13 protein-coding genes are annotated in these 15,355 nt (G+C 45.2%); 7 read left to right on the top strand and 6 right to left on the bottom strand.

What is annotated here, in order from left to right; translation table 11 throughout:
- Positions 1 to 2: 2 nt before the first annotated feature.
- Positions 3 to 638, bottom strand: coding sequence for a carbonic anhydrase (locus IPJ02_10075; protein MBK7375882.1), 636 nt, complete (start codon positions 636 to 638; stop codon positions 3 to 5).
- A 223-nt stretch (positions 639 to 861) separates the two neighbouring features.
- On the opposite strand from IPJ02_10075, the gene IPJ02_10070 reads away from it, so the two are divergent.
- The 5 genes from IPJ02_10070 to IPJ02_10050 all read left to right on the top strand — a co-directional run bounded on the left by IPJ02_10070 (position 862) and on the right by IPJ02_10050 (position 8,301).
- Positions 862 to 1,236: a hypothetical protein gene (locus tag IPJ02_10070; protein MBK7375881.1), complete on the top strand. Its 375-nt coding sequence runs from the start codon at positions 862 to 864 to the stop codon at positions 1,234 to 1,236.
- Between the two features lie 137 nt (positions 1,237 to 1,373).
- Entirely contained in the window at positions 1,374 to 2,924 is a 1,551-nt protein-coding gene (locus tag IPJ02_10065) for a SulP family inorganic anion transporter (GenBank protein MBK7375880.1), read from the top strand.
- Between the two features lie 37 nt (positions 2,925 to 2,961).
- Positions 2,962 to 3,651: a carbonic anhydrase gene (locus IPJ02_10060; protein ID MBK7375879.1), complete on the top strand. Its 690-nt coding sequence runs from the start codon at positions 2,962 to 2,964 to the stop codon at positions 3,649 to 3,651.
- A gap of 47 nt (positions 3,652 to 3,698) precedes the next feature.
- Positions 3,699 to 6,227, top strand: coding sequence for a DUF2309 domain-containing protein (locus IPJ02_10055; GenBank protein ID MBK7375878.1), 2,529 nt, complete (start codon positions 3,699 to 3,701; stop codon positions 6,225 to 6,227).
- A gap of 217 nt (positions 6,228 to 6,444) precedes the next feature.
- On the top strand, positions 6,445 to 8,301 hold the full coding sequence (locus tag IPJ02_10050) for a hypothetical protein (protein MBK7375877.1): 1,857 nt from the start codon (positions 6,445 to 6,447) through the stop codon (positions 8,299 to 8,301).
- 49 nt (positions 8,302 to 8,350) lie between these two features.
- On the opposite strand, the gene fabG is transcribed toward IPJ02_10050, so the two are convergent.
- Genes fabG through lptB form a run of 3 tightly spaced genes read right to left on the bottom strand, consistent with a single transcriptional unit; the run spans position 8,351 to position 11,450 of the window.
- A complete protein-coding gene (fabG, locus tag IPJ02_10045; protein MBK7375876.1) occupies positions 8,351 to 9,106 on the bottom strand; it encodes a 3-oxoacyl-[acyl-carrier-protein] reductase in 756 nt (251 codons plus the stop codon).
- A 38-nt stretch (positions 9,107 to 9,144) separates the two neighbouring features.
- Positions 9,145 to 10,665, bottom strand: coding sequence for a GH3 auxin-responsive promoter family protein (locus tag IPJ02_10040; GenBank protein MBK7375875.1), 1,521 nt, complete (start codon positions 10,663 to 10,665; stop codon positions 9,145 to 9,147).
- 20 nt (positions 10,666 to 10,685) lie between these two features.
- Entirely contained in the window at positions 10,686 to 11,450 is a 765-nt protein-coding gene (lptB, locus tag IPJ02_10035; GenBank protein ID MBK7375874.1) for an LPS export ABC transporter ATP-binding protein, read from the bottom strand.
- 311 nt (positions 11,451 to 11,761) lie between these two features.
- Here lptB and IPJ02_10030 point away from each other — a divergent pair, with 311 nt between their 5' ends.
- Both IPJ02_10030 and IPJ02_10025 read left to right on the top strand, forming a co-directional pair.
- Complete coding sequence (locus tag IPJ02_10030; GenBank protein ID MBK7375873.1) at positions 11,762 to 12,385, top strand: hypothetical protein; 624 nt, start codon at positions 11,762 to 11,764, stop codon at positions 12,383 to 12,385.
- Between the two features lie 55 nt (positions 12,386 to 12,440).
- Entirely contained in the window at positions 12,441 to 13,394 is a 954-nt protein-coding gene (locus tag IPJ02_10025) for a methylenetetrahydrofolate reductase (GenBank protein ID MBK7375872.1), read from the top strand.
- A gap of 317 nt (positions 13,395 to 13,711) precedes the next feature.
- On the opposite strand, the gene IPJ02_10020 is transcribed toward IPJ02_10025, so the two are convergent.
- A complete protein-coding gene (locus IPJ02_10020; GenBank protein ID MBK7375871.1) occupies positions 13,712 to 14,785 on the bottom strand; it encodes a hypothetical protein in 1,074 nt (357 codons plus the stop codon).
- A gap of 67 nt (positions 14,786 to 14,852) precedes the next feature.
- The gene (locus tag IPJ02_10015; GenBank protein MBK7375870.1) at positions 14,853 to 15,314 is read right to left on the bottom strand and encodes a hypothetical protein; all 462 of its coding nucleotides are present in this window, start codon (positions 15,312 to 15,314) and stop codon (positions 14,853 to 14,855) included.
- Between the last annotated feature and the right edge of the window lie 41 nt (positions 15,315 to 15,355).

Below are 15,355 nucleotides of genomic sequence, written 5' to 3'. Positions count from 1 at the left end.
GACTATAGATCTTCGTACGTGTACAGGGGATCGATATAAGATCCGGGGGGCATTTCCAGCACAGGGTTTATCAAACCGTCTTTCAAACCATACACCCACCCGTGCAAATGCGGCCCTGATTGTTTTTGCCATGCCCGCTGGATAATGGAAGTTTGGGCCAGGTGGGTTACCTGTTCCGCCACATTCAGTTCTACCAGCCTGTCAGTCCTTGTTTCTTCATTATCTATTTTATCCAGCTCATCCCGGTAAATATGGTAGACGTCCTTTATGTTTCTCAGCCACATATTCAATACCGGCTTGAAATCCCGGCTGCTCATGGCCGCTTTGATGCCTCCGCAACCATAGTGGCCGCACACGATCACGTGTTTTATCTTTAAATGGTTCACCGCATAATCCAGCACACTTAAAAGATTGACGTCGGTGTGTACCACCATGTTGGCGATGTTCCGGTGTACGAATATTTCGCCGGGTTGTGTTCCGGTTATCTTATCGGCGGGCACGCGGCTGTCGCTGCAGCCGATCCATAAAAAATCAGGGGTTTGAATGGAAGACAACCGCTTAAAGAACGCGGGGTCCGTTTTCAACTGTTCCTTTGCCCAGGTTTTGTTGTCTGTTAACAGTTTTTCGTATGGCGTCATAAAACCGGCGGTATGTTCATATATTAAATGTACAGCCTTGAACCGGCTTTTCCTGTTTCTGCATACTTGTTTTTACGGGAAGTGCAGGAACATGCTGCTAACCCCCGGTCTCAACCATTTCCCTGCTGTATTGTTAGGTAATTGTAAAATTTAATCATCCTGCGCCTGATTAAGCAGAAGGTTTGGTTTGCACGGGCAGAAGTATTAATTTGCGCTTCCTTCAATGACAACAAGAAAAAAAACATATAATATTTTTCAAATAGGTTCAGCGGTTCTTATGATACTGCTGCTGATGTGGCTTACGGTAAGCACCCCCTTTGTTTTTGCCAGCCAGCAGGAACTGGCCAAAAGTTCAAAATCATCCCCCGTCCAGTCACCCATGCCCGGCAGCGAAGAAGAGAGTGCCAACCCGTTTGGGAACAGCACCGAAGAAAAAACGCCGAAGAACATCAGTTCTGTTTCGGAAGAATTTCTGCACGACCATCACAAGACCGATTATCTTTTTTCCATCGACCTGCAATACCACAAAACAGAAAACGCAGGAACCTATATTGCTTTCCACGGCGAACTGCTGGTACCTCCGCCCAACGTGGCATAATCATCTTTTTAGTTAAATCACAGTGCCTGTTACAGGCTTTCTCAACCTTTTTTATAACCCGGTGGTAAGGATCTGTTAGACCATACCTGATTTGATAGTAATACTATCTTCTTTTCATTAAATTAAAACAGTTTTACATGAAGAACAATAACCTATTTAAGGAATTTAAGAGTGATCTTCCGGCCAGCATTGTCGTATTTTTTGTTGCAGTGCCCTTATGCCTGGGTATTGCATTGGCATCGGGAGCGCCACTTTTTTCCGGCATCATCGCAGGAATTGTGGGGGGTATCATTGTAGGTATTGCAAGCGGTTCATCATTGGGGGTTAGCGGTCCTGCTGCCGGCCTGGCTGTAATTGTATTAACCGCCATCACCACCCTGGGTTCCTGGCCTGCTTTTTTACTGGCGGTTGTAATAGCCGGATTTATTCAACTGGCACTCGGCTTTGCCAAAGCTGGTTTTATCGCCTACTTTTTTCCCTCTTCCGTCATTAAAGGAATGCTTACGGGCATCGGGCTTCTCATAATCTTAAAACAAATTCCACACGCTTTAGGCTGGGATAAGGACGCAGAAGGGGATGATGCTTTTTTACAGGCAGACGGGCAAAATACGTTTACCGAGATATCAAAGGCGCTGGATTTTATTACCCCCGGGGCTGTTTTGATAGCAGTCATCTCTTTAGCTATATTGATATTGTGGGATTCGGTGTTAACAAAAAAACATAAAATCTTTCAGTTGATACAAGGCCCCATTGTTGTGGTAATTCTTGGTATCGTAATGAATTACCTGTTTAAATCGGGAACACTGGATTTCAGTTTAGCCGAAGACCAGGTTGTAAGGCTTCCGGTTGCAAATAATTTAACGGAGTTTTTTAACCAGTTCACCTTTCCGGATTTTTCAGCCATAACGAATTTTGAGGTCTGGAAAATAGCCATTGTATTGGCCATTGTTGCCAGCCTGGAAACACTGCTGAGTGTTGAAGCTACAGACAAAATGGACCCCAATAAAAGAATTACACCTACCAACAGGGAATTGAAAGCCCAGGGACTTGGAAATATATTTTCAGGATTAATAGGAGGCTTGCCTGTTACACAGGTTATAGTACGCAGCTCAGCCAATATTTCTTTTGGTGGCAAAACAAAATTATCGGCCATCCTTCACGGGGTGTTTTTATTGATCAGCGCTATTACCATTGCCGGTGTGTTGAATATGATCCCGCTTGCCAGTTTAGCTGCCATTTTATTCATGGTGGGTTATAAATTAGCGAAGCCCGTTCTATTTAAGCAGATGTACAAACTGGGTTGGGAACAGTTTGTTCCTTTTTTAGCAACCGTTGTAGGAATTTTGTTGACCGACCTGTTAAAAGGAATTACCATCGGCATACTATTTGGTATTTTTTACACACTCCGCCATAGCTACCGGAATTCGCATTACATGAAAGAAACGGTGACAACAGAAGAAGGACATGAAGTACATCACCTCGTGCTGGCAGAAGAGGTTTCCTTTTTTAATAAGGCCAGTGTTATAAAAGAGCTGGAAGAGATCCCGGAAAATTCAAAAGTTATCATTGATTGCACCAATTCCAGGTCCATTGCATACGATGTAGTGGAACTCATCCGCGATTTCAGAAGCAATGCGAAGACTAAAAATATAACGGTAGAAACGATCCGGTTCATTGAACCGGCTTAAAACATTAATTTTTTTAAAAAAGCAAATCAAATTTAAAATGAGAGTTCATACAAAAGAAACACAAGCCAGTTTAACGCCCAGGATGGCATTGGAAATATTACAGGAAGGGAATGCCCGGTTTGTAAAAAATTTAAAAGCACAAAGGGATCTATTAGGCCAGGTGAATGCCACCCGTGACGGACAATGGCCATTTGCCACCATACTTAGCTGTATTGACAGCCGCACTTCTTCTGAGTTGATCTTCGACCAGGGATTGGGCGATGTTTTTTCTGTCAGGATCGCCGGTAATATTGTGAATACAGATATACTGGGCAGCATGGAGTTTGCCTGTAAAGTAGCAGGATCAAAGCTGATCGTCGTTCTTGGACACACCAAATGCGGGGCAGTAAAAGGCGCCTGCGACCATGTAGAAATGGGAAACCTTACCGAGCTGTTGTCCAAATTGCAACCCGCTGTTTATGCCGAATCTGAAACAACTGCCATCGATAAGCGGAATTCAAAAAACGGAAAATTTGTTGAGAATGTAGCTACGTTGAATGTGAAGCGTGGTGTGAAGAATATTATTGAACGCAGTTTTATCCTGGAGGAAATGCTGGACAAAGGCGAAATAGGTATTGTGGGGGCCATGTATAATATTGATACCGGTAAAGTGGAGTTTTATAAAGATGTATCATACATAAAGGATGAAAAAAATCCCAAATTCAGCTTAGCGGAACTAAGGCATTAATTTTTTAAACAGGGTTGGAGGTTTTCTCCAGCCCGATTTTATTTTATATGAGCAACCATTCCTTTGACGAAGCACATGTTATTCATGAACTGAAACATTTTTTGCCTTCGCAGCAGGCCTTGAAGGATTTTATCCATCACAACTCCCTGCATGCTTTTCAGCACATGAAATTTTATGATGCCATTTTCAAGGCATCAAAGATTTTCGGCTACCAGGTGCACCTGCAGTTACCCGAATTCCGGGAACTGCATAAAACAGGACGCATCCGGGAAGATGTGCTTCAGATGGTGATCGCCGGCAAAAAAGGAAAAGGAGCCGTTGCAGGATGGAAACAAAAACTTACCGCTGCAGAATACGATACCAATAACCTTTCGCGGATCGGGCAGTTAAGAAAATACTGGAAAGAGGTCTACCATATCGACCTGGATAACAAAGTTCATCCCCTGCTGTTCCGCATCCTCTGTGCTTTTTTAGACCAGGGCATTGCCGTTGAAAGTTTCCCGGTTGCCGGTAAACCATTCATGGAAAGCCTGAAGGAGCTGGAGCAAAAAAGTTTCACCAGCTTCTTTAAAACCCGGGCAGTCCGTCAAAAATTCCTGTCGGGCGACTATTCCATTGCCGGACTTTTAACGACCATTGTTGGAAAAGAAGAATATTTTGAACAGTATTTATTTGACCAGCAGTTTTCCCATCATGGATGGAGTGGTTTTGTTTCTGCGGTGGAAGACAACCCACAGACCTTGCTCGACCGGAAAATAATTACCCTGAAGGAACTGGTGGAGTTTGAATTGCTGATGGAGCTGGATGCGCTGAACCACCAGCTCGGAAAAAAATGGCAGCCGCTGGCCGATCATGTTGCAGAACCACCGCTTGACTTATTTGCGGATGTTCCTAAAACAGAATTAGCCGAAGTACTGGAATTGTGGCAGGATGCCTTTGAATGGAGCTATTATGATTCGGTGCTCAAGGGGATCACGATCGCCTCACCGAGGCCCCCGTCAAATGAAAAAACATTCCAGGCCATCTTCTGCATTGATGAACGGGAGGATTCTATCCGCCGGCATATCGAAGCGGTGGATAAGAACTGCGAAACATTCGGCGCCCCGGGATTTTTTGGGGTGGAGTTCTATTTTCAGCAGGAAGGAAGCAAGTTTTATGATAAACTCTGTCCTGCACCGGTAACACCCAAATACCTGATCAAAGAATACGATGCAAAGGAACCCCGGAAGGACGAGCCGATCTATACCAAGCTTACGCATGGATTTTTCACCGGCTTTGTTTTAAGCATCACGTATGGTTTTTGGGCGTTGGGAAAAAAGATGCAGATGATGTTCAGCCCGAAAATGAGCCCGGCCATTTCAAATGCATACGGGCATATGGACAGGCAATCTGCGCTAACAATAGAAAACAGGGACCCAGCCGATGTAGAGAATGGATTGCAGATCGGCTATACTGTTGATGAAATGACGGCAAGGGCCGAAGGTTTTTTACGTGGCATCGGGCTGGTTAAAAATTTTGCGCCTATCGTTTACATTGTAGCGCACGGAAGCAGCAGCGCCAACAATCCACACCACGGCGCTCACGATTGCGGGGCCTGCAGCGGAAGACCGGGCGCCACCAACGCAAGGGTACAGGCATTTATTCTCAATCATAAAAAAGTGAGGGAAAACCTGGCATCAAAAGGGATCCTGATCCCCGGCTCCACGCAGTTCATCGGCAGCATGCATGATACGGCAGCCGATGTGATGGGTTATTACGACGAAGGAGTTCTGAGCGCCGGGAATGCAGGCGAACACCTCATCAACAAACAGAATTTTGAAACAGCGCTGAACCTAAACGCCAAAGAAAGAAGCAGGCGTTTTGCATCCATCAATACCCGGCAGCGGCTGGAGCAGGTACGTAAAGCCATTCACGACCGTTCGGTTTCTTTGTTTGAACCCCGGCCGGAACTGGGCCATGGCACGAACACGCTTGCCATCATCGGCCACAGGCAAACAACCAAGGGCCTGTTCCTCGACCGCCGTGCATTCCTGAACAGCTATGATCATGCAACTGATCCCGACGGATCCATTCTTACTGCGGTGATGCGGCCGATCGGGCTGGTTTGCGGGGGCATCAACCTGGAATATTATTTCTCACGGGTGGATAATATTAAAATGGGCGCCGGCACCAAACTGCCGCACAATGTAATGGGCCTTTTTGGTGTGGCCAACAGCAGCGATGGCGACCTGCGGCCCGGCCTGCCCTGGCAGATGATCGAAGTGCACGACCCGGTACGATTGCTGGTGATCGTTGAACACAAACCGGATATTGTTTTAAAAGCCATTCAGTCCACACCGGAAGTATTTGAGTGGTACCGGAATGAATGGGTACACGTGGTGGCGCTGCACCCGGAAGAAGAACAGTTTTATTATTTCAGGAACGGGGTGTTTGAAAAATATGAACCCATCACCGCTTCGGAAGAAATAAAGACCATCCACAACATGGAGAAATTCTTAGAAGGGGCAAAAGAAATGGAGACCAACCACATTGTGCATGCAACGGAAGAAAACCTGCCGGTGTACCTGCTGGATTAGCCATAGCAGGAAAAACAGGTAGTGCACCAGTTTGAAAAAATAGATGTCAGCCTGAGCTTGTCGAAGGTGTTTTAGCACTACGATTAGCTTCGACATCCCGATAGCTATCGGGACAACCTGACAAGATTTGTAGTCCAAAATTTTCAAACTGATGCACTACCAAAAAACAGGAAGGGTTTTCTGAAACAAATAAAATTAACAGCTAGAAATAAAACAAATGGAACAACTGCTCATCTTATTCATCGGCCTGCCATTGCTGGCTTTTCTGATCTCGCTGTTCTGGCAGAATAAAAGTGAAAAAGCTATTGGCCGTATCGTGCGGGTTACGAAGGTATCTTACATCGTACTGTCCGTTGTGTTCCTGGTCTGGTGGATATTCAATGGACTTGAGCCGGTGACCTATAAACTGGCCACCCTTTACCAGACCGAACATTTTGTTTTTGCCATTCAATTGTATTACGATGAGATAACGGCTGTATTCGGTTTTGTGGGCGCCCTATTATTCTTCCTGGTGGCTACATTCAGCAAGTATTACATGCACCGTGACCAGGGGTACAAACGTTTTTTCAACACCATTCTTTTATTTGCAGCCGGGTATAACTTCATTATCCTCTCCGGAAATTTTGAGACCCTCTTTATCGGCTGGGAGATCAAGGGGCTTTGTTCATTCTTACTGATCGCTTTCTACCGGAACCGGTACCTGCCTGTAAAAAATGCACTGAAGACGGTCTCCAATTACCGCATCAGCGACGTTTCGCTTATGCTTGCCATGTGGATGATGCATCATCTTACCCATCAGAATATTTCATTTACCCAGTTGGGTGAGGCAAAGGACATCGCTGTTCAAACGGGTCATACGGGAATGGCCCTGTTCATTGTCTGTATGATCATATTGGCGGCTACGGTTAAGTCGGCACAGTTTCCGTTCACCACCTGGTTGCCGAGGGCCATGGAAGGACCCACTTCTTCTTCGGCCATTTTTTATGGTTCACTCAGTGTACACATCGGTGTTTTCTTCCTGCTTCGCACACACCCTTTCTGGGAAGACATGCTTTGGGTAAAGATCAGCATCATTGTTATTGGTGCATTAACGGCCATTATGGCCACTCTTATTGCGAGGGCGCAGCCAACGGTAAAGACACAGATCGCTTATTCCTCTGCCGCACAGATCGGTATCATGTTCATTGAAACAGCCCTGGGTTTTCACTGGCTGGTATTGATCCATTTTGCCGGCAATGCCTTCTTACGAACATACCAGTTGCTGGTTTCGCCTTCGGTGCTGAATTACCTGGTTCATCACCAGTATTTTCATTATACCATTCCGCAACAAAAACCGGTGTCGGCTTTTAAAGCTTCTTTATACATCCTGAATGTTAAAGAATGGAATTTAGATACGATCATGTTCCGGTATGTATGGAGCCCGTTCAAATGGATCGGGAAACAATTACAGTTCTTCCGGTCGTTTATCTTACTGGGAGCCCTGGCCATTACGGGTATTGCGATCCTGGTCCTGGGTCAAGTAAACCCCCGGTCGCTGCAGTTTACCGGGGTGAGCCTGCCGCTTATATTTATGAGCATTGCCCTGTCGGTCATTCTTTTTTCATTTTCATACAGGCGATCTGCCTTGCGGGCGTGGTTCTGTTTGTTAACGGGCCATATTTATATACTGGCAGCCCTGCTGCTTAATGCAGACCAGGTAAATATCACGGAGACGGGGTTGTATACCAGCGGCGTGCTGATGGCTTTTTTACTGGGCTATTATTGCCTGCAAAAAATAAATTCCATCGACAGGGATATTTCACTCAACCGGTTCCATGGTTATGTATATGAAGAAGAAACAACCGGCTTCCTGTTTTTGCTGGCAGCCCTGGGAATGCTGGGTTTTCCAATAACAGCTGCATTCATTGGAGTTGACGTGTTCTTTACCTATGTACACAGCGGCCAGGCAGCATTGATCATTTTACTGGGATTGTGTTTCATATTCATTGAGCTGGCTGCATTCCGTATCCTGTTGCGGATCTTTTTCGGGCCGCATAAAAAATTAAATCACCCGGTAGCGTTCCGGTCATCCTAATAAAAAACCCCGGGTAGATTCTACCCGGGGTTTTTATGCGATGTAGAGATTAAATATTCAATCCGCCACAGGCGCTTATCACCTGCCCGGTAATATAGCTGCCCATATCACAGGCCAGGAACAGGCAGACATTGGCAATGTCTTCGGTACTGGCAAATCTTCCCAACGGGATATCAGCCTTATATTTTTCAGCGCCTTCGCCTTCTTTCAGGTAATGGGTCATATCGGTTTCCACAAAGCCCGGGGCAACCGCATTGCACCGGATATTACGGCTGCCCAGTTCTTTGGCAACACTCTTGGTAAAACCGATGATGCCCGCTTTGCTGGCCGCATAACTGCTCTGGCCGGCATTGCCCATTTCGCCGATCACGCTGCTCATATTGATGATGCTGCCGCTTCTTGCCTTCATCATGGGGCGTATCACCTGCTTGGTCATGTTGAAAACACTTTTCAGGTTCACCTGCATCACTTCGTCCCATTGCTCAGGCGTCATCCGGAGCAATAAATTATCTTTTGATATGCCGGCATTGTTCACACAGATGTCCACGGCGCCGAATTCTTTCAGCACATCGTTTACAAAGCCTTCACAGGCGGCATAATCACCCGCATTGCTTTTCCATGCTTTTGCCTTTACGCCCATGGCAGCCAGCTTTTCTTCCAGTGCTTTTGCTTTTTCTGCACTATTATCGCTTACATAGGTAAATGCAATATTGCACCCCTGCGCCGCAAATTTTAACGCAATGCCTTCGCCGATGCCCCGGGCAGCCCCGGTGATGATGGCGTTCTTTCCTTCTAATAATTTCATAGATGACCGTTTTCTTTTCTCAAGATAAAATCAAAACCTTAAACAGGCCCGATATTTTTTATGGTAAGTATTTCCTCCAGGATCTGCCGGTCGTTGCTCAGCCGGGGAACCTTATGCTGCCCGCCTAATTTGCCTTTTCTCCGCAACCATTCCATGAATGTTCCCTTAGGAAGTTTATGAACAATGGGCATGCGTAACGCGATATTCTTATGCCGCTTGGCTTCGTAATCGCTGTTTATATTTTTAAGAGCTTTATCCAGCTCGGTGATAAATAATTCAAAATCATCCGGATCTTTTTCAAATTCGATCAGCCACTCGTGTGCGCCGTTGTTGTTCTCACTGAAATAAACCGGGGCGGCCGTATAATCGTTCACCACGGCATTTGTTCTTTCAGAAGCCATTGCAATGGCTTTATCAGAATTATCAACGATCACCTCCTCGCCAAAGGCATTCATATAGTGCTTCAGCCTTCCGCTGATTTTTATCTTGTATGGATCAAGGCTGGTGAACTGTATGGTATCGCCGATGAGGTATCGCCACAACCCGCCGGTGGTGCTGATGATGAGGGCATAGTTCTTCCCGGGAACAACGTCTTTTAAACCAACCGTTACCGGGTCTTTCTTTTTGTATTCTTCCACCGGCATGAACTCATAAAAAATACCATGTTCGGTGAATAACAACATGCCATCGTCATCCGGTTTTACCTGCGCAGCGATAAAGCCCTCGCTGGCATTGTATATTTCCAGGTAGTTTATTTTTTCACCAATGAGCTTATCAAACTGGTCTTTGTAAGGAATGAATGAAACGCCCCCGTTGATGTAGAGCTCTAAATTCGGCCACACTTCCCGGATGGTTGATTTACCTTTTATCTCCAGGATCCGCTTTAATAAAAGAAGGGTCCAGGTGGGTACTCCTGCAATGGAGGTAACATTCTCGTTGGCCGTGATCTGTGCCAGTTTTTCAATTTTCATTTCCCACTCGTCCAGCAGGGCCACGCTTAACTCGGGCGTCCGTATCCACTGTCCCCAGAAAGGGGAATTTTGCATCAGCACGGCACTGAGGTCGCCATACTGTATGTCTTCGTTTACCTTACTGATCTGGTGAGAACCACCCACAACCAGTCCTTTACCGGTCAGCAGGTCGCTGGACGGGAAATTTTTATAGTAATAACTCAGCACATCCTTGCTGGCTTTAAAGTGGTTGTCGTACAGGCTTTCCTCGCTGATGGGAATGAACTTACTTTTGTCGGAGGTGGTGCCCGAAGATTTGGCGAACCATTTCACCGGGGTATTCCACAGGATATTCTCTTCCCCTTCCATCATCCGCAGGATATAGGGCTTTATGTCGTCGTACTCATGAATGGGAACATTTTTTTTGAATTCCCGCAGGGTGAACAGTTTTGAGAAATTATACTTCCTGCCAAATTCGGTGTATTGGGCTGCGGTGACCAGCTCCTGCAATACCTCCCGCTGAACGGCCACGGGATGGCTGCTCCAGTTCTCGATACGCCAGAGACGCATACGGGCTAATTTGGATATGGCGGGAGAGAGCAGTTTCATTTCCCCGACAAGATAAAAAATTATCGGGCAGCTTCATCATGTAAATAATCCTTGCGCTTTAATTCAAAGTTCTTACCGAGGTAGAGGCGGCGTACCTGTTCGTCACCGGCCAGTTCTTCAGCCGTGCCGTGGGTGAATATCTTTCCGTCGATGAGCAGGTAAGCCCGGTCGCAGATGGAAAGGGTTTCGTTCACGTTATGGTCGGTGATAAGTATCCCGATATTCCTGAACTTCAGTTTGGCAACGATCCCCTGTATGTCCTCCACCGCGATCGGGTCAACGCCGGCAAAGGGCTCATCGAGTAAAATGAATTTAGGGTCCACTGCCAGGGCCCGGGCAATTTCGGTTCGCCGCCTTTCGCCGCCACTGAGGGTATCGCCGTTATTTTTACGTACCCGCTGCAGGTTGAACTCGTCCAGCAGAGTCTCCATTTTTTCTTTTTGCTGCTTTTTGCTGAGTTTGGTCATTTCCAGCACCGCCAGGATATTATCTTCCACACTTAACTTCCTGAAAACACTCGCTTCCTGTGGCAAATAGCCAATACCCATTTGCGCCCTTTTGTACATGGGGAGCTTTGTGATATTGATATCATTGAGAAAAACCTCTCCTTCATCAGGCTTAACAAGTCCCACCACCTGGTAGAACGAGGTGGTTTTACCGGCGCCATTGGGCCCGAGCAAACCAACGATCTCCCCCTGTTTTACCTCAAAGGAAACATGGTTTACAACGGTGCGGCTGCCATAAACTTTTACGAGGCCCCTGGTTTGTATGGTTAAATTCAACATGCTGTATTTAAGCAAAAATAGGATAAAGCAGCAAACGGCAGAAGCGGGCCGGATAATTAACAGCAGTTTGGGAGCTGGTTGCAAACGGGCAAGCCCTCTTATGCTGGTAGTGTCCTATTTTGAATATTTTGTGACCTGTCATCCTGAGGAACGAAGGATCTCAGGTTAAGCAAACGATCCTGATCAGGAGATCCTTCGTTCCTCAGGATGACAACCATTCAAAACAGGACACTACCCTTAGCAGGTAAAGTACGGGATAACCAACTTTTTGATTAATTTTATTGAACCAATCATCATTAAAACGGGGATAGATGTACAACCGGGTAAGCAGCATTCTTTTTTTCATCATTCTTTCTGCAATAACCCTGGTTTCCTGCCAGAAAGAAATAGACGGGACCGTATTCAGCGGCGGTGTGAACCCGGCAACCCAGAAACCAAAGGTTGGTACCACCTGGACATACCGCTATTATATTTATAACCAGGACGGTAGTTTATACCAGTCCTACATCATGACCCATAAAGCAAAAAGCGAAGACACCCTCGGTGGTGAGAAATGGTTGAATGTGATAGATGTGGATGCCGATACAACGGTATACTACCTGAATGTGAAAGCAGACGGGCTTTATCAATATGCCAATAACAATTCCAACCTGTTTTGTAAATACCCTGCCGCGATTGGGGATAATTACAACACATTTAACGAAGGGTCAGCAGAAAATTTTATTGTAAGAGGAGTAAAAGATACCTTACCAACAGGCATCGGCGACATCCTGACAAATTATTATGAAGGATATAAATCAAACATCCTTATCGACCTGGTATGGTATAACAACAATGCCTGGATCGTCCGGAAGTCCCAATACCGGAACAGGTCGGTCATAGTCCCGGTCTTTTATAAATACAGCACCCTGTTCTTAGACCAGATCGTTTACTAAGCATGCTGTTCATTTTTAGCACAGCTTAAGTAAGTTTGCATAACTAATTTCACCGATGAAAGTAACCGATCACATCAAAGAAGCCAAAGACACCCTTATTTCATTTGAGATACTACCACCGCTTAAAGGAAAGGGTATCCAGTCGTTGTACCAGCACCTGGACCCGCTGATGGAGTTCAGGCCGGCTTATATAAACGTAACCTATCACCGCAGCGAACACGTGTTCAAAAAAACCCCCGACGGCACATTCCAGAAAGTGGTGGTGCGCAAGCGGCCCGGTACCGAAAGCATCTGCGCTGCCATCATGAACAAATACAGCGTGGATACGGTACCTCATCTTATCTGCGGAGGGTTCGACATCAATGAAACCGAAGACGCCCTGATCAACCTGCACTACCTGGGCATCGACAACGTGCTGGTGCTGCGGGGCGATGCCGCCAAGAATGAAACAGCCTTTATGCCCGAACCGGGGGGACATAAATTTGCCAGCGACCTGTTGAAGCAGGTGGTTGATCTTAACTCCGGCATTTACCTGGAAGAAGACCTGAAGAACACCAGCCGTACAAAATTCTGTATCGGCGTGGCCGGCTATCCCGAAAAACATTTTGAAGCGCCCAACATGGAAAGCGACCTGCACTACCTGAAAATGAAAGTAGACATGGGGGCCGACTATGTTGTTACCCAGATGTTCTACGACAATGAAAAGTTCTTTGCTTTTGTAAAAGCCTGCCGGGAAGCCGGGATCAATGTTCCCATCATCCCGGGACTGAAACCCATTTACAGTGTTAACCAGTTAACCATGCTTCCTAAAGTATTTCACATTGACCTTCCCGTTGCGCTGAGCAGCGAGATCTTAAAATGCAAGACCCCGGAAGCGGTGGAGCAGGTGGGAACAGAGTGGCTGCTTATGCAGTCGCAGGAGTTGAAAAAATCGGGCGTACCCATCCTGCACTATTATACACTGGGCAGGCCGCATATGGTAGGGAATGTGGTAAAGCAGCTTCTGTAGAGGATACTACTTCTAAATTCCTTGTTCCTTATTCAATCCCCCCGCTCCGGTTCGTGACTCAAGAACCCTCACTGGCCCCCCACTGGCGCAAGCCTGCCTGTCGGCAGACAGGCTTGCGCCAGTGGGGTACTCAAAGGCCCCCGTAATTTTTCTTACAGTTGTAAAAAGTAGCTTCGGAAAATTTTGACTTCTTCATGAGCAATTTTTCATTTTTTAAATTATGAATATTGCCCCAATTTTCTAATTTATATCGCTTCGATTTTGTGGGAAGAGGTCAACCACAGTTGTCCTTTAGTCCATATTGCAAACAAAGTTATTTATTGACTCGTCTGTAATTCATTACTTACTATTGCATAAGTCCCTGCAATAGTCGTTTGCAAGTTTGCATTTAATGTCGAATAGATCAGTTTAAAATTAAAAGACCTGAAATACATATCCTGGTAAGGGGGAGAACAGGTACCAAAGTCGCCAAGTATCTTAACTTTACCTCTAACCTCGCCATTAACAATGCTGGTATTGTAAAATATTAATGCCCCTGAACCACTGTTTGTGCAAAAAGTGGAATTGAAGCCCCAGGTATTAATGATATTCTGAAGAAGCGCCCCATTAACGTCTCTTGAAGTGCCTGAAGCATCAACATATTTTGGGGTACCGGTTGTTGCATTCCAGTCGCTTTGCGAACACTTAAAATCACAGATTGTATACCCGGCACAAAGAGTGCCTGAAATTAATTGCGTAATAGGATAATTGGAAGGGTTAGAAATAAGTACCAAGGGTGAAAAATCACCCTCAAGGATTGTAATATCAAGTATATTAGTTGAAATGGAAAATTCACTTTCTTTATCTGTCCAAAACTTTGTTTTAATTCCACCGGCAACTTTCAATTTGTATTTTAAAGAATAGTTAGGAGACGCCGTCTGAACTTTAAAGGTGAGGTCGTTTGGAACTTCAAAAAAGCCTTTAAAGATATCAAGACCATAAGGCCTGATCTCGTATACAGGCTTAAGCAAGGTTGCTGTTGCTTCCACTGATAATGTTGGAGCGAAATCACCTCTTGCAAGATGCATTGCTGAAACATCTGAAGTAAATGAACTTATATTAGTCCAGACTTCATTTTCAAACTTTGCCCCTAAAACTGCTGTAAATTTTGGTAAGATCACCCATTTTGCCTTACCTGTTATTTTGATCGGGAACATCTTTATCGCAATATTTTGAGTAAAAATGACAGGCAAAACCAGTATACCAAGTGGTGTAACAACAGGTATGCGTATGGTGATCGGGGGTAAGGAAAAATCCCTGATGATCTTCTCTGAAAGGAGTTCAAGATTTGTATTATTGGGGTTTTGGATTTCCAATGTGCTTCCTTCTGTGTTTAATTCCGCTTTTATCAAGACTTTTCTGGTAACAAAGAACCTTCTTTTTTTTCGTATTGGATATTGATCTCGGGAAGATTGAACTTTAAACCCCATTCAGCTTTATACCGTTTGCCAGTGTGATATTATTATTAAAATTTAAGGTTAAACTCGGACCTGTGAGGAAGGTTGCATTTGATGTGAATGTGTCAAGATATTTTTGGTTTATTGAAAGCTGTTTAAATGCCTCATTTAAATCAGACTGAACTGTTTGACATACGACCTCAGCAGGCTGGTCGGTAATATTAACAACCTTTCTCAGAAGTCCATATGGATTAATACCAGATGGTCCGGAAAGTATGATGTCTCCAATTTTAGGCCGGTAGCTTGTCTTTGCTTTATTTATGGATAAGCTATTCACTCCTGATGCATTAACCGCAGAACTATCCACTATATAAGCATTATCATTTAGCAGGTTTCCTTTAACTGTACCCTGAACCTCGTAATTTTTCTGGCAGGAAATGGTAAAAATTAAGGATGACAGAATCGTAACAATATACTTTTTCATTTTACTTAACGTTATCAGCCTCGCCTTGAATAGATTCAATT

Source organism: Chitinophagaceae bacterium (assembly GCA_016710165.1).
Taxonomy (GTDB): domain Bacteria; phylum Bacteroidota; class Bacteroidia; order Chitinophagales; family Chitinophagaceae; genus Ferruginibacter.
Note: the sequence above shows the minus strand (reverse complement) of the source record. Positions and strands in the feature narration are given on the sequence as shown.